16 protein-coding genes are annotated in these 19,527 nt (G+C 62.0%); 6 read left to right on the top strand and 10 right to left on the bottom strand.

Annotated features, from left to right (window positions below; translation table 11 throughout):
• Window position 1: 1 nt before the first annotated feature.
• The 3 genes from ftsA to lpxC all read left to right on the top strand — a co-directional run bounded on the left by ftsA (window position 2) and on the right by lpxC (window position 3,560).
• Window positions 2-1,264, top strand: coding sequence for a cell division protein FtsA (gene ftsA, locus AC0IYH_RS27965; protein ID WP_025855584.1), 1,263 nt, complete (start codon window positions 2-4; stop codon window positions 1,262-1,264).
• A gap of 66 nt (window positions 1,265-1,330) precedes the next feature.
• Complete coding sequence (ftsZ, locus tag AC0IYH_RS27960) at window positions 1,331-2,536, top strand: cell division protein FtsZ (protein ID WP_012722300.1); 1,206 nt, start codon at window positions 1,331-1,333, stop codon at window positions 2,534-2,536.
• A 112-nt stretch (window positions 2,537-2,648) separates the two neighbouring features.
• On the top strand, window positions 2,649-3,560 hold the full coding sequence (gene lpxC / locus AC0IYH_RS27955; RefSeq protein WP_003171886.1) for a UDP-3-O-acyl-N-acetylglucosamine deacetylase: 912 nt from the start codon (window positions 2,649-2,651) through the stop codon (window positions 3,558-3,560).
• 132 nt (window positions 3,561-3,692) lie between these two features.
• On the opposite strand, the gene AC0IYH_RS27950 is transcribed toward lpxC, so the two are convergent.
• The 6 genes from AC0IYH_RS27950 to AC0IYH_RS27925 all read right to left on the bottom strand — a co-directional run bounded on the left by AC0IYH_RS27950 (window position 3,693) and on the right by AC0IYH_RS27925 (window position 13,212).
• Window positions 3,693-5,186 (bottom strand): sensor domain-containing diguanylate cyclase, encoded by a 1,494-nt coding sequence (locus tag AC0IYH_RS27950; RefSeq protein WP_471837260.1) that lies wholly within the window; start codon window positions 5,184-5,186, stop codon window positions 3,693-3,695.
• Between the two features lie 85 nt (window positions 5,187-5,271).
• A complete protein-coding gene (locus AC0IYH_RS27945) occupies window positions 5,272-6,600 on the bottom strand; it encodes an OprD family porin (protein ID WP_471837258.1) in 1,329 nt (442 codons plus the stop codon).
• Between the two features lie 303 nt (window positions 6,601-6,903).
• The gene (locus AC0IYH_RS27940) at window positions 6,904-8,268 is read right to left on the bottom strand and encodes a heavy metal sensor histidine kinase (RefSeq protein ID WP_471837257.1); all 1,365 of its coding nucleotides are present in this window, start codon (window positions 8,266-8,268) and stop codon (window positions 6,904-6,906) included.
• Window positions 8,258-8,950: a heavy metal response regulator transcription factor gene (locus tag AC0IYH_RS27935; protein WP_471837255.1), complete on the bottom strand. Its 693-nt coding sequence runs from the start codon at window positions 8,948-8,950 to the stop codon at window positions 8,258-8,260. The genes AC0IYH_RS27940 and AC0IYH_RS27935 overlap by 11 nt, the downstream gene beginning before the upstream one ends.
• 9 nt (window positions 8,951-8,959) lie before the next feature.
• The gene (locus tag AC0IYH_RS27930; RefSeq protein ID WP_471837253.1) at window positions 8,960-12,049 is read right to left on the bottom strand and encodes a multidrug efflux RND transporter permease subunit; all 3,090 of its coding nucleotides are present in this window, start codon (window positions 12,047-12,049) and stop codon (window positions 8,960-8,962) included.
• A complete protein-coding gene (locus AC0IYH_RS27925; RefSeq protein ID WP_471837251.1) occupies window positions 12,046-13,212 on the bottom strand; it encodes an efflux RND transporter periplasmic adaptor subunit in 1,167 nt (388 codons plus the stop codon). The genes AC0IYH_RS27930 and AC0IYH_RS27925 overlap by 4 nt, the downstream gene beginning before the upstream one ends.
• A 212-nt stretch (window positions 13,213-13,424) precedes the next feature.
• On the opposite strand from AC0IYH_RS27925, the gene AC0IYH_RS27920 reads away from it, so the two are divergent.
• The 3 genes from AC0IYH_RS27920 (at window position 13,425) to AC0IYH_RS27910 (ending at window position 15,988) form a co-directional block, all read left to right on the top strand.
• Window positions 13,425-13,658 (top strand): hypothetical protein, encoded by a 234-nt coding sequence (locus tag AC0IYH_RS27920; RefSeq protein WP_116629042.1) that lies wholly within the window; start codon window positions 13,425-13,427, stop codon window positions 13,656-13,658.
• Between the two features lie 166 nt (window positions 13,659-13,824).
• Window positions 13,825-14,595 carry a transporter substrate-binding domain-containing protein gene (locus AC0IYH_RS27915; RefSeq protein WP_471837249.1) on the top strand — a complete coding sequence of 257 codons (771 nt, stop codon included), beginning with the start codon at window positions 13,825-13,827 and terminating at the stop codon, window positions 14,593-14,595.
• 229 nt (window positions 14,596-14,824) lie between these two features.
• Window positions 14,825-15,988, top strand: a complete 1,164-nt coding sequence (locus AC0IYH_RS27910) for a transporter substrate-binding domain-containing protein (protein ID WP_116629040.1) — start codon at window positions 14,825-14,827, stop codon at window positions 15,986-15,988.
• 10 nt (window positions 15,989-15,998) lie between these two features.
• Here AC0IYH_RS27910 and AC0IYH_RS27905 read toward each other — a convergent pair whose 3' ends face one another.
• The 4 genes from AC0IYH_RS27905 to AC0IYH_RS27890 all read right to left on the bottom strand — a co-directional run bounded on the left by AC0IYH_RS27905 (window position 15,999) and on the right by AC0IYH_RS27890 (window position 19,348).
• Complete coding sequence (locus AC0IYH_RS27905) at window positions 15,999-16,742, bottom strand: YkgJ family cysteine cluster protein (protein ID WP_471837247.1); 744 nt, start codon at window positions 16,740-16,742, stop codon at window positions 15,999-16,001.
• A 109-nt stretch (window positions 16,743-16,851) separates the two neighbouring features.
• Window positions 16,852-17,334, bottom strand: coding sequence for a GNAT family N-acetyltransferase (locus AC0IYH_RS27900; RefSeq protein ID WP_122773735.1), 483 nt, complete (start codon window positions 17,332-17,334; stop codon window positions 16,852-16,854).
• Between the two features lie 3 nt (window positions 17,335-17,337).
• The gene (locus AC0IYH_RS27895) at window positions 17,338-18,240 is read right to left on the bottom strand and encodes a chemotaxis protein CheV (protein WP_101266687.1); all 903 of its coding nucleotides are present in this window, start codon (window positions 18,238-18,240) and stop codon (window positions 17,338-17,340) included.
• Window positions 18,241-18,373: 133 nt separating this feature from the next.
• Window positions 18,374-19,348: a 2-hydroxyacid dehydrogenase gene (locus AC0IYH_RS27890; RefSeq protein WP_116629265.1), complete on the bottom strand. Its 975-nt coding sequence runs from the start codon at window positions 19,346-19,348 to the stop codon at window positions 18,374-18,376.
• Window positions 19,349-19,527: the final 179 nt, after the last annotated feature.

Below are 19,527 nucleotides of genomic sequence, written 5' to 3'. Positions count from 1 at the left end.
CATGGCTAACGTGCAAAGCGGCAAAATGATCGTCGGTCTCGATATCGGCACCTCCAAGGTGGTGGCGCTGGTAGGCGAGGTCGGGGAAGACGGCACGATCGAAATCGTCGGTATTGGCACGCATCCGTCCCGGGGCCTGAAGAAGGGCGTGGTGGTGAACATCGAGTCCACCGTGCAATCGATCCAGCGCGCCATCGAAGAAGCGCAGCTGATGGCCGGTTGCCGGATCCACTCGGCGTTCGTTGGCGTGGCGGGCAACCATATCCGCAGCCTGAACTCTCACGGCATCGTGGCGATCCGCGACCGTGAAGTCAGCTCGGCCGACCTTGAGCGCGTTCTCGACGCCGCCCAGGCCGTGGCGATCCCGGCTGACCAGCGCGTGCTGCACACCCTGCCGCAGGACTACGTGATCGATAACCAGGAAGGCGTGCGTGAGCCGCTGGGCATGTCGGGCGTACGCCTGGAAGCCAAGGTCCACGTGGTGACCTGCGCCGTCAACGCCGCACAGAACATTGAAAAATGCGTGCGCCGCTGCGGCCTGGAAATCGACGACATCATTCTCGAGCAGCTTGCATCCGCGTATTCGGTACTGACCGACGACGAGAAAGAACTGGGCGTGTGCCTGGTCGACATCGGCGGCGGCACCACCGACATCGCGATCTTCACCGAAGGTGCGATCCGTCACACCGCCGTGATCCCGATTGCCGGCGACCAGGTCACCAACGACATCGCCATGGCGCTGCGTACACCGACCCAGTACGCCGAAGAAATCAAGATTCGCTACGCCTGCGCCCTGGCCAAGCTGGCCGGTGCCGGCGAGACCATCAAGGTGCCGAGCGTGGGCGATCGTCCACCGCGCGAGCTGTCGCGCCAGGCCTTGGCCGAAGTGGTCGAGCCTCGCTACGACGAGCTTTTCACCCTGATCCAGGCTGAACTACGCCGCAGCGGCTACGAAGACCTGATCCCGGCCGGCATCGTGCTGACCGGCGGCACCTCGAAGATGGAAGGCGCGGTCGAACTGGCCGAGGAAATCTTCCACATGCCGGTGCGCCTGGGCGTGCCCCATGGCGTCAAAGGCCTGGGCGATGTAGTGCGCAACCCGATTTATTCCACCGGTGTGGGCTTGCTGTTGTACGGGCTGCAGAAGCAGACCGACGGCATTTCCCTGTCGGGCCCGAGCAACCGTGACAGCTACCGCAGCGACGACGAGGCCAAGGCGCCGTTGTTCGAGCGGCTGCAGGCTTGGGTAAAAGGCAATTTCTAAAGATTTACCGCAACACCGTTTCAAGCAGTAGGCGAAAAAACTAGAGATAACGAAAGGAGAGGGAACATGTTCGAACTCGTAGACAACATCCCCGCCAGCCCGGTCATCAAAGTGATTGGTGTTGGTGGTGGCGGCGGCAACGCTGTCAACCATATGGTCAAGAGCAACATTGAAGGCGTTGAATTCATCTGCGCCAACACTGATGCCCAGGCGCTGAAAAGCATCGGCGCGCGGACCATCCTGCAATTGGGCACAGCCGTGACCAAGGGCCTCGGCGCTGGCGCCAACCCGGAAGTCGGCCGTCAAGCCGCGCTGGAAGACCGCGAGCGTATTGCCGAAGTGCTGCAAGGCACCAACATGGTGTTCATCACCACCGGCATGGGCGGCGGTACCGGTACCGGTGCAGCCCCGATCATTGCCGAAGTAGCCAAGGAAATGGGGATCCTGACCGTTGCTGTCGTAACGCGTCCGTTCCCGTTCGAAGGCCGCAAGCGCATGCAGATCGCTGACGAAGGCATCCGTCTGCTGTCTGAAAGCGTCGACTCGTTGATCACCATCCCCAACGAGAAACTGCTGACCATCCTGGGCAAGGACGCAAGCCTGCTGTCCGCGTTCGCCAAGGCTGACGATGTGCTGGCCGGTGCCGTTCGCGGTATCTCCGACATCATCAAGCGCCCAGGCATGATCAACGTCGACTTTGCCGACGTACGTACCGTGATGAGCGAAATGGGCATGGCGATGATGGGCACTGGCTGCGCCAGCGGTCCGAACCGTGCACGTGAAGCCACCGAAGCGGCCATCCGCAACCCGTTGCTCGAAGACGTGAACCTGCAAGGCGCACGCGGCATCCTGGTGAACATCACCGCCGGTCCTGACCTGTCCCTGGGCGAGTACTCCGACGTGGGTAGCATCATCGAAGCCTTCGCTTCCGAGCACGCCATGGTCAAAGTCGGTACCGTTATCGATCCGGACATGCGCGACGAACTGCACGTGACCGTGGTTGCTACCGGCCTGGGCGCAAAAATCGAGAAGCCTGTGAAGGTTATCGACAACACCCTGCATAACAGCCAGGCCAGCCACGCCAGCCAGTCGGCTGCAGCTCCAGCGCCTTCGCGCCAGGAACTGCCGTCGGTGAACTACCGTGACCTGGATCGTCCGACCGTGATGCGCAACCAGGCCCAGGCCGGTGCTGCGGCGTCCCGTAGCCCGAATCCGCAAGATGACCTGGACTACCTGGACATCCCGGCATTCCTGCGTCGTCAGGCCGATTAATGGAATGTATCAGGGCTATGAAGGTGATTGGTGTTCAGCAAAGGTCTGGTCTGCTATTATCGCCAGCCTTTGTTGATACCAGTTCGCAATTTGCGCTGAAGCGGTCCAAGCCATGATTAAACAACGCACTCTGAAGAATATTATTCGTGCCACAGGTGTAGGTCTGCACTCCGGGGAGAAGGTATACCTGACCCTCAAGCCTGCACCTGTCGACACCGGCATCGTGTTTGTGCGTGCCGACCTGGACCCTGTGGTGCAGATTCCTGCTCGCGCGGAAAACGTTGGCGAAACCACCATGTCGACCACATTGGTCAACGGTGACGTCAAAGTGGACACGGTGGAGCACTTGCTCTCGGCCATGGCTGGCCTGGGCATCGATAACGCCTACGTCGAGCTCTCCGCGTCCGAAGTCCCTATCATGGATGGCAGCGCTGGACCCTTCGTATTCTTGATTCAATCTGCCGGCCTGGAAGAACAGGACGCAGCCAAGAAGTTCATTCGCATTCTGCGGGAAGTGACAGTAGAAGACGGCGACAAGCGCGCCACCTTCGTCCCGTTCGAAGGCTTTAAAGTGAGCTTTGAGATCGATTTCGATCACCCGGTATTCCGTGACCGCACCCAAAGTGCAAGCGTGGATTTTTCCAGCACTTCGTTCGTAAAAGAAGTCAGCCGCGCCCGTACCTTTGGTTTCATGAGTGACATCGAGTACCTGCGCAAGCACAACCTCGCACTCGGCGGCAGCGTTGAAAACGCCATCGTGGTCGACGCGGATGGTGTACTGAACGAAGACGGCCTTCGCTATGAAGACGAATTCGTGAAGCACAAGATCCTCGATGCAATCGGTGACCTCTACCTGCTGGGCAATAGCCTGATAGGCGAGTTCAAAGGCTTCAAGTCGGGCCACGCCCTTAACAACCAGCTGCTGCGCAAGTTGATTGAGCAGACAGACGCTTGGGAAGTCGTGACCTTCGAAGATGCCAGCACCGCACCGATCTCTTACATGCGTCCCGTTGCGGCGGTGTAAGTAACAACTCTCTTTCTTTAGTTTTGAAAGGCCACCTTCGGGTGGCCTTTTTTTATGTGAAAAACTTTCAGAACACTGGGGTCAAAATGTGGGAGGGGGCAAGCCCCCTCCCACATTGGATTTGATTAACAATTAAAGGGTGGTGGCATCCACGATCCGGTTGCGCCCCGTGTGCTTGGCCTCATACAGCGCCTGGTCCGCACTCAGCAGCAACGCTTCCAGGGACATGCGGCTGCGTTTATCCCAAGTGCTCATGCCGATGCTCACCGTAATCGGCCGCTCGCTCCCCGCTACCCTAGGCAAGTGCTCGACGCTGCTGCGAATATGCTCGGCAATCACCCAGGCGCCCTTGGCGTCGGTGTGCGGCAGCACCACTGCAAATTCCTCCCCGCCATAACGCGCTGCCAGGTCCGCAGGGCGGCGGATGTTGCTGCCGATCACCTGCGCCACCGTGCGTAACGCTTCATCGCCACCGTGATGGCCATGGCGGTCGTTGAACGCCTTGAAGTGGTCCACATCGATCATCAGTAAGGTCATCGGCTCGGTGGAGCGTTGCGCGCGGTCCCATTCCAGACGCAGGCGTTCGTCAAGGATGCGGCGGTTGGGCAGGCCGGTGAGGGCGTCGGTGGCTGCCAGTTCTGACAGCACCCGTTCGGCGCGATAGCGGCGCCGCAGCTCCCGGCGCAGCATCCAGGTCAGCCATAACAAGCCGATACACAGAATGCCGGTGGCGCCACTGGTCAGCAGGGCAGCGCGTTTCCACGGGGCGAATACATCTTCACTGGACAGCGCCACCACCACAATCAGCGGCAGCTCTCCCACATTAGTGAATGTGTACAGGCGCTCCTTGCCGGTGATGGCAGAGATGGCCTGGAAGCTGCCATCGCCTTCACGCAGCATGCGTTTGAAGTTGGGGCGCGCGCTGAGGTCCTTGTTGATCATGTCGCTTTCGAGCAGCGGCTGTTGCGCCAGCAGGATGCCTTTGTTGCTGAGCAGGTTGACGCTGCTGCCATTGCCAATCGTCAGCGTGCTGAAGAGCTGATCGAAATACGCCAGGCGCATGGTCGCCACCGCCACCCCGGCGAACTCACCGTTGGGCCCCGACACGCGCCGGCTGAATGCCATGCGCCATACCTGGTCGCAGTCGCACCGGATCCTGAACGGACGGCTGATAAACAAACCCGCCAGAGCGTCCTTGGCATGCACCTGGAAATAATCGCGGTCGGCAAAGTTGCGCGGTGTGGGGTACAGCGTCGAGGAGTCGGCGATCACCGCCCCATTGGCGTCCAGTAGCAGGACTTCGCCCTTGAAAGGTGCGGCAGCAGCCAGGTCAAACTGCACCAGGTGCTGGATGTTCGCGCCAACCTGGGACAGGTCTTCGCGTTTTTTCGCCGCGATCAGTCCCTTGAGGGCCAGGTCGTACAGCTCGACGTTGCGCAACACATCGGCATTGATCAGTTGGGCAATATTGGTGGTTGATCGCGTCGCCGCTTGCAGGGTGCTGGCGTGTTCGCGGATCAACAACGCCGCGACGATGACCACAATCAGTATGACGGTGAAGCCGCTGCCGAGAATCAGCAGCAGCTCGGGATGTGCAGGTGCAGTACGAACACGGCGTTGACTCATCGGGCAGACTTCAGCGGTGTGAATGCTGGCAGTTTAGTTCTACCCGATGAAAATTAAATGCCGAGTTGTAAAGAAAATCGGTACGTCAGAACACGTTGATCGGGTAGTTCACAATCACCCGGTATTCATCCACATCGCGGTCCACTGCCGAGTAGCCGTTGCTACCACGGTTGGTGGCCCATTGCAGGCGCACGGCCAGGTCCTTGGCCTTGCCGCCTTGCACCACGTAATTCAGGTCGATGTCCCGCTCCCAGTGCTTGGCGTCTTTGCCGTCGGCGCTGTACCAGGCGCTGTAGCCACGGCTTTGCGGGTCGACTTTGGTGAGGTCGGTCTTGCCGCTGATGTAGGACACCGCGGAACTCAGGCCGGGCAGGCCGAGGCCGGTGAAGTCATAGGCGTACTTGAGCTTCCACGAGCGCTCGTTGGGGCCGTTGAAGTCCGAGTATTGCTGGGAGTTGTCCAGGTACACGCTGTCGCCCTGGCTGATGTAGTCGAACGGCGTGTTGCCGTTGACCCGCTGATAGGCGGCGGTGAGGCTGTGATGGCCGACCGCTACGTTGAAATGCAGGCTGTAGGTGTTGTTGTCGATATCGCCGAGCAGCGACTGGCCGGTGTCCTGCGTGTGGTAGTAGTGCAGGCCCGGGTTGAGGCTGACCAGGTCATTGAGCGCGTACGTGTAGTCCAGGTCGTAGTAGTACTGGTGCCACACGTCCTTGAGTTCGGAGGCATACAGGTTGCTGGTCACGCCGGGAATGCCGCTGAACGACACGCCCGCCCAGTTCATGTGTTGCGGGTCGTTGTTGGCAGGCAGGGCGCCGTAGCTGGTGCCGATGCGCCGATGGCCGCTCTGGTTGTAGAGCTTGGTGAAACTGGCCTGGCCGCCTTCGAGCATCCAGCCGTCGAAGCTGTGGTTGCTCAAGCTCACACCACGGAAGGTCTGCGGCAGCATGCGGGTCATGCCGCCGGCGATCACCGGGTTGTTGAGGAACAAGTCGCCGGCCTTCAGCTCGGTGTCGAACGCGCGCATTTTCAGGGTGCCGCCGGCGGTGGAAAACGAACCGGGGGCCTTGCCGCTGCCGTCCGCGCTGCCGTAGGGCAGGATGCTGGAACCGTCGGTGCCGCCACCGCCGTCGAGTTTCAGGCCGAGCATTGCGTGGGCGTCCAGGCCGAAACCGACGGTGCCCTGGGTGTAGCCGGATTCGAAGGTGCCGAGAAAGCCCTGGCCCCATTCCTTGCTGTCATCGGTGTGGATGTCGCGCCGGTCGCGGTTCATGTAGTAGTTGCGAGCGTTGATGTTGAGGTGTGAGCCTTCGACGAATCCGTCGGCGGGGGTAGTGTCTGCCGCGTGGGCGAGGGGGACGATCGTTGCTGCAATCGCGAGGAATAACGGGGTCAGCGTCAGCGAGTTCTTCACCGGTAAAGCTCCTTTGGTCAATCGAAAACGGCCAATGTCGTGAGGGTTGCCTGGCCTTTTTTAGGGCAAAAAAAAGCCGCTGAAGTTAGCGGCTTTAAGACAGATTCCCAGTGTAGAGCCCTGGAGATAAGTCGAGGGAAATTCGGGTAAGCGGGGTGGCTGTCTTTGCCGTGCGCTCATCGATGCGTCAAATTAACGCAGGTGAGCGGCGGGGTACAGAGTGTAACAAGATAATGACTGTTGCCAAAATCGCAATAGTTAGCGATGTGACTGATGCGCCTCGGTTAAATGTGTTCTTGAGATTTAGACAGGCAGGGTGATGCCAAAGGTGTTGCCGCTGCCGTTGCTGCGCACGAACACGTCGCCGCCATGCATCAGCGCAATCGCCTTGACGATCGCCAACCCCAACCCATGGTTTGCCCCGCTGTTGCTGCGCGAGGCATCCACCCGATAAAACCGCTCAAACAAACGCGGCAGATGCTCACTGGCAATCTCATCACCCGGGTTCGTCACCCCGATCGCCACAAACTGCTCCTGCACGTCGATATTCACCTCGATCACCTGCCCCGGCGCAGTGTGCTGCACCGCATTACTCAGCAGGTTGATCAATGCACGGCGCAGGTGCGCTTTCTCGATCTGCACCTGGGCATCTCCGCGCACCTGCACCTTGACCTGGGCGTCTTCGAGGATGAAATCCAGGTAGTCGAGCGTGGTCGCCACCTCATCGGCCAGGGAGCTTTCGATCAGCTTGGTGGCCTTGCTGCCCTGGTCGGCACTGGCAAGAAACAGCATGTCGTTGATGATCGAACGCAGGCGCTCCAGCTCTTCCAGGTTCGACTCCAGCACCTCCAGGTAATGCTCCGCCGAACGCCCACGGGTCAGCGCCACTTGGGTCTGGCCAATCAGGTTGGTCAGCGGTGAACGCAGCTCGTGGGCCACATCCGCATTGAAGGATTCGAGGCGCGAGTAGGCCTGCTCGACCCGGTCGAGGGTGGAGTTGAACGAGTTGACGAACTGGCTCAGCTCCGGCGGCAATGGCGACAGTTGCAGGCGCCCGGAGAGTTTGGGCGGCGCGAGTTTCTGCGCCTCGTCCGAGAGCGTGATCAGTGGCTTGAGGCCGATCCGCGACACCCAGAACCCCAGCAGCGCTGCCAGCACCACGCCGACAAATGCCAGGCCGATCAGCGCCATCAGCAGTTGGTGCTGGGTCGCGTGGAAATTTTCGGTGTCGATGGCGATGATGAAACGCAGCGGCGGGCGTAGATCCTTGGCCGCAAACTGGCTCACCAGCGCCTTGAACGGGTGATCGTGGCCGGCCAGGTGCAAGTCGCGCTTGCCCGTGGGCCCGGCGGCAAATTCGCGAATCTGTGCATCGGGGTTGCCGTACTCATAGGCGGGATTGCTGCTCACCACCCAAAAACGGATGCGCTTGTCTTCCTCGCTTAATAGCTTGAGCTTGGCCTGGATCTTCACCCAATGGTCCGGCGTACCAAAGCGATTCACCGAAGACTCGAGCACGCTGTAACGCGCGTCCAGCTCGGCTCCCGGCAACAGGCCCAGGCCACGGTCCACCTGCTGGTACAGCGCGCCGCCGATCAACAAAAAGATCAGCAGCGCCACCAGTGTGAACATGCCGCTCAGGCGCAAGGCGATGGAGTTAGCCACCACGGCTGTTCTCCTGCATACGGCTTTCCAGCACGTAGCCCATGCCGCGAATGGTGTGCAGCAGCTTTTGCTCGAACGGCCCGTCGAGCTTGGCGCGCAGGCGCTTGATCGCGACTTCGACCACGTTGGCGTCGCTGTCGAAATTGATGTCCCAGACCATTTCCGCAATCGAGGTCTTGGACAGGATTTCCCCCTGGCGCCGCGCCAACACGCTGAGCAGCGAGAATTCCTTGGCGGTCAGGTCCAGGCGCAGGCCGTTGCGGCTGGCCTTGCGGCTGATCAGGTCGATCCACAGGTCGGCAACGGTCACTTGCACCGGCTCATGGCCGCCGCTGCGACGGGTCAGCGCTTGCAGGCGCGCCACCAGTTCGAGGAACGAAAATGGCTTGCCCAGGTAGTCGTCGGCGCCTTCGCGCAGGCCACGGATGCGGTCTTCCACACGCTCGCGGGCGGTGAGCATGATCACCGGCGTCTGCTTGCGCGCACGCAGCGCCCGCAACACGCCAAAGCCGTCGAGGCCGGGCAGCATCACGTCGAGCACGATCACCGCGTAATCGTTCTCCAGCGCCAGGTGCAAACCCTCGATGCCTTCGCGGGCCACATCGACGGTGTAGCCTTGCTCTGTCAGGCCGCGATGCAGGTAGTCCGCGGTTTTTTCTTCATCTTCAATAATCAGGACGCGCATGACACCGCCTCAATCTGTGGTCGCCAGCGCAGGCGCTGGTTTGGGCCGGTGGAAAAACCGTTCAAGGTACAAGTATATGACCGGTGTGGTGAACAGCGTCAGCGCCTGGCTCACCAGCAGCCCGCCAACCACCGCAATCCCCAGCGGCTGGCGCATTTCTGCACCGGGGCCGGCACCCAGCATCAACGGCACGGCGCCGAGCAGGGCGGCGAGGGTGGTCATGATGATCGGCCGGAACCGCGTCACGCAGGCTTCGTAAATCGCATCCTCCGGCGACATGCCTCTGACCCGCTGGGCCTCCAGGGCAAAGTCGATCATCAGGATGCCGTTTTTCTTGACGATACCGATCAGCAACACCAGCCCGATCAGCGCCATGATCGAAAAATCCTGATCCATCAGCGACAGCATGATCAGCGCGCCCAACCCCGCCGAGGGCAAGGTGGAAATGATCGTCAGCGGGTGCACAAAGCTCTCATACAACACGCCGAGGATGATGTAGACCGCCACCAGCGCCGCGAGGATCAGCCAAGGCTGGCTGGCCAGCGAACTCTGGAACGCCTGCGCCGCACCCTGGAAGTTGCCGATGATGGTAGTCGGCATGCCGATTTCATTCTTGGCCTGGTTGAGCATGATCACCGCATCGCCCAATGCCACGCCCGGCGCCAGGTTGAACGACAGGTTGGCGGCCGGGAACATGCCGTCATGGCTGATGGACAACGGGCCCACGGTGGGCGGGTCGACCTTGGCCAGCGCCGACAGCGGCACCATTTCGTTGGTCAGCGGTGAGCGCAGGTAGAAAAAATTCAGGCTCTCGGCCTTGCCGCGTTGCTGGGTGTCCAGTTCCAGCACCACCTGGTACTGGTTGATTTCGGTCTGGAACTCGTTGATCTGGCGCTGGCCGAAGGCGTCGTACAGCGCCTGGTCGACATCGGTGGCGGTCAGGCCGAAACGCGCGGCGGCCTGGCGGTCGATGCTGATGTGGGTGATGCTGCCGCCCAGTTGCAGGTCGTTGGACAGGTCTCGGAACGCCGGGTTGGCGCGCAGTTTTTCGGTGAGGCGTTGGGTCCAGGTGTTGAGCGTCGGGCCGTCGTTGCTCTTGAGCACATATTGGTACTGCGCGCGGCTGGGGCCGGAACTCAGGTTGATGTCTTGCCCGGCCCGCAGGTACAGCACGATGCCCGGCACCTTGGCCAGCTTGGGGCGGATGCGGTCGATGAACTGGCTGGCGGACACATCGCGATCCCCGCGATCTTTCAAGGCGATCCAGAAGCGGCCGTTGGCGATGGTCTGGTTACTGCCGGTCACGCCCACCGAGTGGGAAAACGCCTGCACCGCGGGGTCGTCCTTGACGATCTCGGCCAGGGCCTTGTGCTTGGCGACCATGTCCGGGTACGACACATCCGCCGCCGCCTCGCTGGTGCCAAGGACAAAACCGGTGTCCTGCACCGGAAAGAAGCCCTTGGGGATAAACACGTAGCCGACCACGGCCAGGGCCAGGGTCACGATAAAAATGGCGGCCATGGTGCGTTGATGGGCCAGGGCGCGGCGCAGGTTGCGCGCGTAGCCGGCCAGCAGGCGCTCGCTGAAACCGGGTTTGTCGTGGGCCACGTGGGTGGGGGCGCGCATGAACAGCGCGGCGAGGGTCGGTGCCAGGGTCAGGGACACCACCACCGAAATCAGAATGGTCGAGGTCGCCGTCAGCGCAAACTCCTTGAACAGCCGCCCGACCACGCCGCCCATGAACAGCAGCGGAATAAATGCGGCCACCAGCGAGAAGCTGATGGACACCACGGTAAAGCCAATCTCGCCGGCGCCCTTGATCGCCGCTTCGCGTTTGTCCAACCCGGCTTCGAGGTGGCGGTGGATGTTTTCCACCACCACGATCGCATCGTCCACCACAAAGCCCACGGCGATGACGATGGCCACCAGGGTCAGGTTGTTCAGGCTGAAGCCCATCAGGTACATCAGCGCAAAACTGGCCACCAGCGAGACGCCGAGCACGCTGGACACAATCAACGTCGCCGACAGCTGGCGCAGGAACAGCGCCATCACCGCCACCACCAGCAGGATGGCGATCAGCAGGGTCACTTCCACTTCATGCAGCGAGGCGCGGATGGTCTTGGTGCGGTCGGTCAACACGCTGACCTGCACCGAGGCCGGCAGCATGGCTTGCAGGCGCGGCAGCTCGGCTTGAATGCGGTCGACGGTCTCAACGATGTTCGCGCCGGGCTGGCGCGAAATCACCAGGTTGACCCCGGGCGTGTCGCCGGACCAGGCCTGCACGTAGGCGTTTTCCGAACCATTGATGACTTTGGCGATATCGCGAAGTTGAACCGGTGCACCGTCCTTGTAGGACACGATCAACTGCGCGTAGTCCTCGGGGTGAAACAGCTGGTCGTTGGTCGACAGGGTCGACACGCTGTTCTCGCCATAGATCGCGCCCTTGGCCAGGTTGAGGCTCGATTGCTGGATGGCCAGTCGAATGTCGGCGAGGGTCAGGCCGATGGCCGCGAGTTTGTCCGGTGAGGCCTGTATGCGAATCGCCGGGCGTTGCTGGCCGGTGATGTTGATCTGGCCAACGCCGTCGATCTGGCTGATCTGCCGCGCCAGCAGGGTTTCCACGTAGTCGCTCAGTTCGGTGCTGGGTATGCTGTTGGAACTGACGCTGAGGATCAGCACCGGGCTGTCCGCCGGGTTGACCTTCTTCCAGGTCGGCAGGCTCGGCATGTCGCTGGGCAGCTTGCCGGACGCAGTGTTGATCGCCGCCTGCACTTCTTGCGCGGCGGTGTCGATGCTCTTGTTGAGGGTGAATTGCAGGGTCAAAAGGCTTGAGCCCAAGGCACTGCTGGAGGTCATCTGGGTCATGCCGGGGATGGCGCTGAATTGCACCTCCAGCGGGGTGGCCACCGAGGAGGCCATGGTGTCCGGGCTGGCGCCGGGCAGGGTGGCGGTGACCTGGATCGTCGGAAATTCCGCTTCCGGCAGTGGGGCGATGGCCAGGCGCGGGAAGGCAATCATCCCGAGCAGCACCAGGGCGAAGGTCAGCAGCAGGGTCGCGACCGGGTGGTCGACGCACCAGGCCGAGGGCGAACGGCTCATGGCTGCACCTTGGCATCGACGGTCTGGATCACCTGCGGCGGCTCCTTGAGCACCTCCACCTGGGCGCCGGCCTTGAGCCGCGACTGGCCGTCACTGACCAGCACATCGCCGGCCTGCACGCCTTTGATGATGTTGACGTCGCTGTCCTGATAGGTCACTTGCACCGGCACCACCTCGACCTTGTCACCGTTGATCCGGTACACGAAGTGCGAGTCCAGGCCGCGTTGCACCACGGTCGGCGGCACCACCAGGGCATTTTTGTCGAGGGCGGTCTGGATCTTGATCGTGACCAACTGCCCCGGCCACAGGCGCTGCGAGGCGTTATTGAACTCGGCCTTGGCGCGCAGGGTGCCGGTGGTAGAGCTGATCTGGTTGTCGATCAGGCTCAAGTGGCCTTCGCCGAGCAGGTCGCCGGTCTGGCCGTCGGTGTCGGCGCCCATGTAGGCATCGACGCTGGCCCTGGTAGGCGCAGCGATCAGGCCTTGCAGGGTCGGCAGCATCTGTTGCGGCAGGGAAAACTCGACCGCAATCGGGTCGATCTGGGTCACGGAGAACAGGCCCTGGGTGTCGGCGGTGCGCAGGAAGTTGCCTTCATCCACAGTACGAATTCCCACGCGGCCGCTGACCGGCGAGCGAATCTGGGTGTAGGAAAGTTGCACTTGCGCCGAGTCGATCGCCGCCTGGTTGCCCTGGGCGGTGGCCTTGAGCTGGTTGACCAGGGCTTGTTGCTGGTCATAGGTCTGCTTGGACACGCCGTCGTCGACGCTCAGCTCCTTGTAGCGCTTGAGGTTGACCAGGGCCACCTGCAGTTGCGCCTGGCTCTCGCCCAGTTGCGCCTTGGCCTGGTCGAGGCTGGCGCGGATCGAACGGTCATCGATGGTGGCCAGCAGGTCGCCGGCCTTGACCAGTTGGCCTTCCTTGACCAGCAGCCTGGTGAGAATGCCGTCGACTTGCGGGCGAATCACCACACTGTGCAACGACAACACCGAACCGATCCCGCTGACAAAGCGTGGAATGTCCTGCTGCGCCACGCTCACCACCCGTACCGGAATCGCAGTGGGCGCCGCCAGTTTGGCTTTGGCCGGCCGGGTCAACGCCCAGGCCGCAACGGCCAACACCACGAGGACACCCACGATCAGGGCGGTTTTGCGTTGAATGTGCATGGGTGAGGCGCCAAGGCAAAGGATTGGGGGAGTATCGGCCTTTATAGCCCGCCAACCCGGTCAGCAAGGTGACTGCTAACTGACAGCGCTGTCAGTAAAGCGCGACCATTCGTACAGGCGGTGGTTAAAGATCCGAGGCGGGCAGGTATACTGCGCGCCAGCGAGGGCAGCAAGCCGGCCCCGCGTCATTTTTTGCATGTTCCGGAGCTTCCATGACTTCCCCGACACAACCCCCTGTTGAAGCGACCGACCTCGTCGATCCGGCCAGCGCCGAAGGCGTTGAAAAAGCCGAGATCCCGGCGTTCAAGTTTCCGTTCAAACCGGGTGAACTGGCCGGGGCCAAGAATGCCGCCCAGCCCTGGTACAAAAACGGCGCCAAGAACGGCCACACCAAGTCGCCGGGCATGGCCCCGCCGGGTACTCGTCGCTCCATGGGTAAACGCTGAGGTTAATCCAGCGCGAGCCGTGTTGGCTTTTCCCTACAAGCCCTGTCTATTTTTCTGATTGAAGGCCAGCGTCCATTTCTTGAAAGCTTGCACAGCCTCTGCTCCGCCCCTTTTCACACGGGGCCGGGTGTAGTGAGGCTGGTCTTTCCGGAAAAGGACGTTTCCCGTGGCCCTCATACGTTTTGGTCTGGCGTTTGCTCTATTGTTCTCGGCGGATACTGTTGCCGCCGCCGACCCACCGCGACGCGAAATCCGTTTCGCCGTTGCGGCGCAATTCCCTCCCTTCCAGAGCCGCGACCCGCAAGGGCAGTTGGTCGGACTGCATATCGAGCTGGGTAACGCCCTGTGTCAGCAGTTGAACGTGCGCTGTACCTGGGTCGACCAGGTGCTGGTGGAAGACTTTGCCGCCCTTGAAGCCCGGCAATTCGACGCGATCATGGGCATGGCCCCCACCTCTGAACGGCGGCGCAGGGTCAACTTCACGGACCACCTTTACCCCTTCACCACCCGTCTGGTCGCGCGCCGCGCCTCTGGCCTGCTGCCGACCGCGCAGTCGCTCAAGGGCAAGCGCGTTGGCGTATTGCTGGGCAGCAATCGCGAAGCCTTTGCCCGCGCGCAATGGGCGCCTGCCGGCGTGGTCATCAAGGCGTTCTGGCTTAACGATGAACTGGTCCGCAGCCTGGTGGCCGGCGATATCGACGCCACCCTGCAAGGCCCTGTGGAAATCCGCCGAGCTTTGCTCGACACCGTCCACGGCGAGGGCTTTGCCTTTCTGGGCCCGGTACTGTCTGCCGAACTGTTGGGCGACGGCGCCGCGATTGCCCTGCGCAAGCCCGATACGGCACTGCGCAACGACCTCAACCAGGCGCTGGCCGCGTTGATGCGCAGCGGTGAGTACCATCGGATCCTGGCGCCGTATCGCCTGCAAGCGCAGTGATGGCTAATTAATTGCGCTGGAGCTCGGGGGATGTGCCGCGCTGGACCAGGAGTTCTGGGGGCGGCGGTAAGGCCCAAAACCGTCTACGCTGATTTTGGGAGCAATCCTACGAAACAAACAGGCGAGTCGTAGTTGAGGACCGGTCAGTGCTTGTTAGAACGTCTGGTGCGTTCGGGCTGTGAGTGATGCTGCCCGCATGCTTCACACAACTTTGGCACAGGACAGGTTTATGACTACGACAAGACGGCTGTTGGCGCTGGCGACATTCTCTGTGATTTTATTCGCCGGAACGGGCTGCGCTATTGTGCCCCAGCCCGAGAACCCCTGGCGCGAGATAAGCTTCGGGGTCGAGGCGGATGTCCCCCCCTTTGAATACCGCAATGCGCAAGGCGATCTCGTGGGGTTGGATATCGAGTTGGGCAACGCCCTGTGTGCCGAGCTTAACGCGCGGTGCGTATGGGTCGATCAGCCGTATGCGACCAACATCGCCGCCCTGCAGGCCGGGCGTTTCGACGCAATCATGCCCATGACCGCCACACCGGCGCGGCGTGAAACCGTCGACTTCACCCAGGACCTCTATGCCCTGCAAAGCAAGCTGGTCGCCCCACGGGGAGCCAATCTGCTGCCGAACCCACAATCGCTCAAGGGCAAACGCGTCGGCGTACTCGCGGGCACCAGCCGCGAGGCCTTTGCCAAGGCACGCTGGGCCCCTCAAGGGGTGACGGTGCGCAGCTTCGGCCTCAATACCGAGTTGATCCGCAGCTTGCAGGCAGGGGAAATCGACGCGACCTTGCAAAACACCATCGAAATCAGCGAAGCCTTGTTGAACACACCTCAGGGGGTGGCGTTTGCCTTCGCCGGGCCGGCGATTGTCGATGAAATGCTCGGCGGCGGCGTGGCGATTGCGACGCGCAAGACCAACCCCGCCTTGACCGCCGCGTTGAACAAGGCCCTGCAGCGCTTGAAAGACAACGGCAAGTACGCGGCGATCACCGAGCCTTACCTGGGAGCCGCCTCGCCCAAACCGGCCAAGATGATTTACACACCGGCCGAGGCGGGTTTGCCGTTTTCTGAAACCGTGCAAGTCGGCCAGACCCTCTACATCTCGGGCTTGTTGGGCCTGGATGCCAACGGCGACCTGGTGCCCGGTGGCATTCGCGGCGAAACCACGCAGGTCTTCAAGACCCTGCGTGACATTCTCCAGGCACGCGGTATCGGCATGGACCGGGTGGCCAAATGCATGGTGATCCTGGCCGACCTCAAGGACTTTGCCGCGATGAACCAGGTGTATGCCAGTGCTTTCCGGGCGGACCGCCTGCCGACCCGAACCACCATCGGCGCCAAGTTGCTGGCCAATGCGCGCATTGAAGTCGAGTGCATGGCCAGCCTTTGAGCCTGCGCGCCTAAGCGGCCCGCAGGGAGATGAACGCGTAGTTGGCCGGGACCTCGGTGGCAATCTGCGCGCCGGCGTCCAGCAGCTGTTCGGCGATGTCCATGCCGGACACATGGAACACCCATTCATTGGCCACGGACGGCTGACCCACCGCCAACTCGATGGCCTGGGCAAACGCGCCCATGTTCGGCAGGTAGGCGGTAAACCCGTCGCCCTTGAGCGCCGTGGTGCGGATCCCGAGCAGGGCGCACACCGCCTCTTTGGTCTGCACATCGTCACGGTCGGCCTGGCGCGATTGGCGGATCAGCTGCGCCAACTCCTGGTCCACCAACTCGCCACCGACGATCAGAGCCGGCCCCTGTTCCCAGGATTCCGGCGGGCAATCCTTGGCGGCGGGGTTGAGCGGAATGTGCGGGTTGATCTCCATCGGATAGATCCGGCACACCAACGGGCGGCGCTCATAGATGCGGCACAGGTTGTCTTCGTCAAGATTCCGGCAGCGCCCGGCGTTGTAGGCGGCAAAGGTGATGGCCACGAATGCCTCGGTGTTGCCGCTGGGCACCACCACTGAACGCCGCTCGGCGTGTTCACGTTGCTGTTGGGGCAGGCCCAGCCCGTTGCCGAGGAAACCTTCCACCAGAACGATGACGTTACCGCCGTCTGCGGCCCACATGCGGGCCTCTGCGAGGGTCAGGGGGACGTGATGGTCGGTGCAGCATTTGCCACAACCGACGCAGGAAAAATGGGTGTTCATGGGCGGATCTGTCACCAGGCAAGGTCAGAGGGCACGCAGGAACGGTGACGGGTTTTTACCTCTTTCCACCATTCAGGCTCTCTGGAAGCAAGTTATGCGCCAGTGCCTGTCAGTCTTCGGCGACCACATCGCGAAGCACAAAGACCATGCCGGCACTTTCATACAGCTGCCGGGCGCGCAGGTTGCTCTCGCGCACCTTGAGGTCGACATAGGGCTCGCCGCGCTGCTTGAACGCATGGAAGGTATGCAGCAGCAACGCGCGGCCCAGCCCCTGGCCCTGGGCGCAAGGGTGGATAGACAGGTTCTTGATGAACGCGCTGGTCCAGCATTGCGCCACGCCGAGAATGCCCTCGGCGTTGCTGGCCACCAGGCACAGGGTGGGGTCGAACTCGGCGTCGGTGATGAACTGGTGCTGCCAGGCCTGCAGATTGGGCACGCGGCCGCCGCCCTGGTCCTGGGTCATGCGCAATGTCGCGTGAATCGCCGGGGCGAGGTCCTCACGGTAATGATCCAGCACAGTCCCTGCCGGCCATTGTGGCGCGGGCAGGCTGGCGGTGAGGTTGCGGCGCAGCAGTTGGTAATACTCTGTCACCAATTACAGACCCTTTTGCGCCACGGTCTGGGCGGCCACCACCAGGCACTTGGTCAGCTCTGGGGAGGAGAACTTGGTCAGCACCGCGTCGGCACCGGCCAGGCGCGCTTTTTCGCTGTTCATCGCACTGTCCAGAGAGGTGTGCAACAACACGTAAAGCTGCTGGAAATCCGGGGTTTCGCGCAGGGTGCGGGTGAGGGCATAGCCGTCCATTTCCGACATCTCGATGTCGGACACCACCACGTTGATCTGCTCGACCGTGCCTTGCAGCTCCAGCAGCACATCAATGGCTTCCTTGGCACTGCGCGCGGTGTGGCACGTGAGGCCGAGGTTACGCAGAGTGTGCACCGACTGCTGCAGGGCCACCTGGCTGTCGTCCACCACCAGAATCCGTGCGTTGCCCAGCACCTCGGCCTCTTCCATGGTCAGGTCGGTGGGCGCCGCTTCAATCGGCGCCGGCGCGATGCCGTGGATGACTTTTTCGATGTCCAGCACCTGCACCAGGCCGCCTTCGACCTGGGTGACCCCGGTGATGAAGGCGCGGTTGCCGCCGGAGCCGTAAGGCGGCGGGCGGATATCGGTGGTCAGGCAGTGCACGATCTTGCTCACCGCCTGCACGTGCAGGCCCTGCTTGGAGCGGCTCACGTCGGTGACGATCAGGCAGCCGCCGTCCGGGTCGGCCAAGGGCATTTCGCCCAGGGCACGGCTGAGGTCGATCACCGCCAGCGAGTTACCGCGCAGGGTGGCGATGCCTTTGACGTGGGGGTGCGACTCCGGCAGCTTGGTCAGCGGCGGGCAGGGGATGATTTCGCTGACTTTGAGCAGGTTGATCGCCATCAGCTTGCCACTGCGCAAGGTAAAGAGCAGAAGCGAGAGTGAATCTGCGCGGGCTTTGGTGGTGGACATAAAAACCTTCTGTGAATCAGGGATGACGATCTATAGAGGGTTATCGACTTGGCGGGTCCAGGCTTTAACCGGATTTTGTGTCGGGATGGTTCAATGTGGGAGGGGAGCAAGCCCCCTCCCTCAGGAGCAATGATCAGCCTTTCCACACCTGCGGGTTCACCAGGTCCTGCGGACGCTGGCCGAGCAAGGCGCTGCGCAGGTTGTCCAGGGCGCGGTTGGCCATGGCTTCGCGGGTTTCGTTGGTCGCCGAGCCGATATGCGGCAGGGTCACCGCGTTGCTCAGTTGGAACAGCGGCGACTCGGCCAGCGGCTCCTGCTCGTACACGTCCAGCCCGGCGCCACGAATCTGTTGGGTTTGCAGAGCGTGGATCAACGCCGGTTCGTCGACCACCGGGCCACGGGAAATATTGATCAGGATTGCGCTGGGCTTCATCAGCCCCAGTTCGCGGGTGCTGATCAGGTGGCGGGTCTTGTCGCTGAGCGGCACTACCAGGCAGACGAAATCCGCCTCGGCCAGCAGTTGGTCCAGGCTGCGGAACTGTGCGCCGAGTTCTTGCTCAAGCTCGGCCTTGCGGCTGTTGCCGCTGTACAGAATCGGCATGTTGAAACCCAGGCGTCCACGCCGGGCCACGGCCGCGCCGATGTTGCCCATGCCGACGATGCCCAGGGTTTTGCCGTGCACGTCGCAGCCGAACAATGGTGCGCCGACGCTGGCTTTCCACTGGCCGGCTTTGGTCCAGGCGTCGAGTTCGGCGACGCGGCGTGCGCTGCTCATGAGCAGGGCGAAGGCCAGGTCGGCGGTGCTTTCGGTGAGGACGTCGGGGGTGTTGGTGAGCATGATGCCGCGTTCGTTGAAGTAGGGTACGTCGTAGTTGTCGTAGCCGACCGAGACGCTTGATACGACTTCGAGCTTGGTTGCACCGTGCAATTGTTCGCGACCGAGTTTGCGGCCTACGCCGATGAGGCCGTGGGCGTGGGGCAGGGCTTCGTTGAATTGCGCGTTGATGTCACCCAGTTTGGGGTTGGGGGCGATGACGTCGAAGTCCTGTTGCAGGCGTTCGATCATTGGCGGGGTGACGCGGCTGAAGGCTAGGACGGTCTTTTTCATGGGCTGCGGGCTCGGCGACTGCTTGTTGTTGGGGATGGTAAGCACGCTAACATTCTTGGGTTTGGTTGTCAGGGTGGGGGCGGAGTACATATCCATTTCTGCGGTAACGGCGGCTTAGGGTTCCGCTCTTACAGCGGGTCACTTTTGGAAGGACCCAAAAGTAACCAAAAGGTCCTCGC

Source organism: Pseudomonas sp. AC463 (assembly GCF_979253585.1).
The sequence above is the reverse complement of the archived record's forward strand: the minus strand, read 5'-3'. Positions and strand labels throughout refer to the sequence as shown.

Excerpts from the sequence above, each read along its gene's own strand:
- AC0IYH_RS27895 (WP_101266687.1), bottom strand. The coding sequence starts at position 18,240 with ATGTCCACCACCAAAGCCCGCGCAGATTCACTCTCGCTTCTGCTCTTT.
- AC0IYH_RS27930 (WP_471837253.1), bottom strand. The coding sequence starts at position 12,049 with ATGAGCCGTTCGCCCTCGGCCTGGTGCGTCGACCACCCGGTCGCGACC.
- ftsA (WP_025855584.1), top strand. The coding sequence starts at position 2 with ATGGCTAACGTGCAAAGCGGCAAAATGATCGTCGGTCTCGATATCGGC.
- AC0IYH_RS27950 (WP_471837260.1), bottom strand. The coding sequence starts at position 5,186 with ATGAGTCAACGCCGTGTTCGTACTGCACCTGCACATCCCGAGCTGCTG.
- lpxC (WP_003171886.1), top strand. The coding sequence starts at position 2,649 with ATGATTAAACAACGCACTCTGAAGAATATTATTCGTGCCACAGGTGTA.
- AC0IYH_RS27890 (WP_116629265.1), bottom strand. The coding sequence starts at position 19,348 with ATGAAAAAGACCGTCCTAGCCTTCAGCCGCGTCACCCCGCCAATGATC.
- AC0IYH_RS27905 (WP_471837247.1), bottom strand. The coding sequence starts at position 16,742 with ATGAACACCCATTTTTCCTGCGTCGGTTGTGGCAAATGCTGCACCGAC.
- AC0IYH_RS27935 (WP_471837255.1), bottom strand. The coding sequence starts at position 8,950 with ATGCGCGTCCTGATTATTGAAGATGAAGAAAAAACCGCGGACTACCTG.
- AC0IYH_RS27910 (WP_116629040.1), top strand. The coding sequence starts at position 14,825 with ATGACTACGACAAGACGGCTGTTGGCGCTGGCGACATTCTCTGTGATT.
- ftsZ (WP_012722300.1), top strand. The coding sequence starts at position 1,331 with ATGTTCGAACTCGTAGACAACATCCCCGCCAGCCCGGTCATCAAAGTG.
- AC0IYH_RS27920 (WP_116629042.1), top strand. The coding sequence starts at position 13,425 with ATGACTTCCCCGACACAACCCCCTGTTGAAGCGACCGACCTCGTCGAT.
- AC0IYH_RS27925 (WP_471837251.1), bottom strand. The coding sequence starts at position 13,212 with ATGCACATTCAACGCAAAACCGCCCTGATCGTGGGTGTCCTCGTGGTG.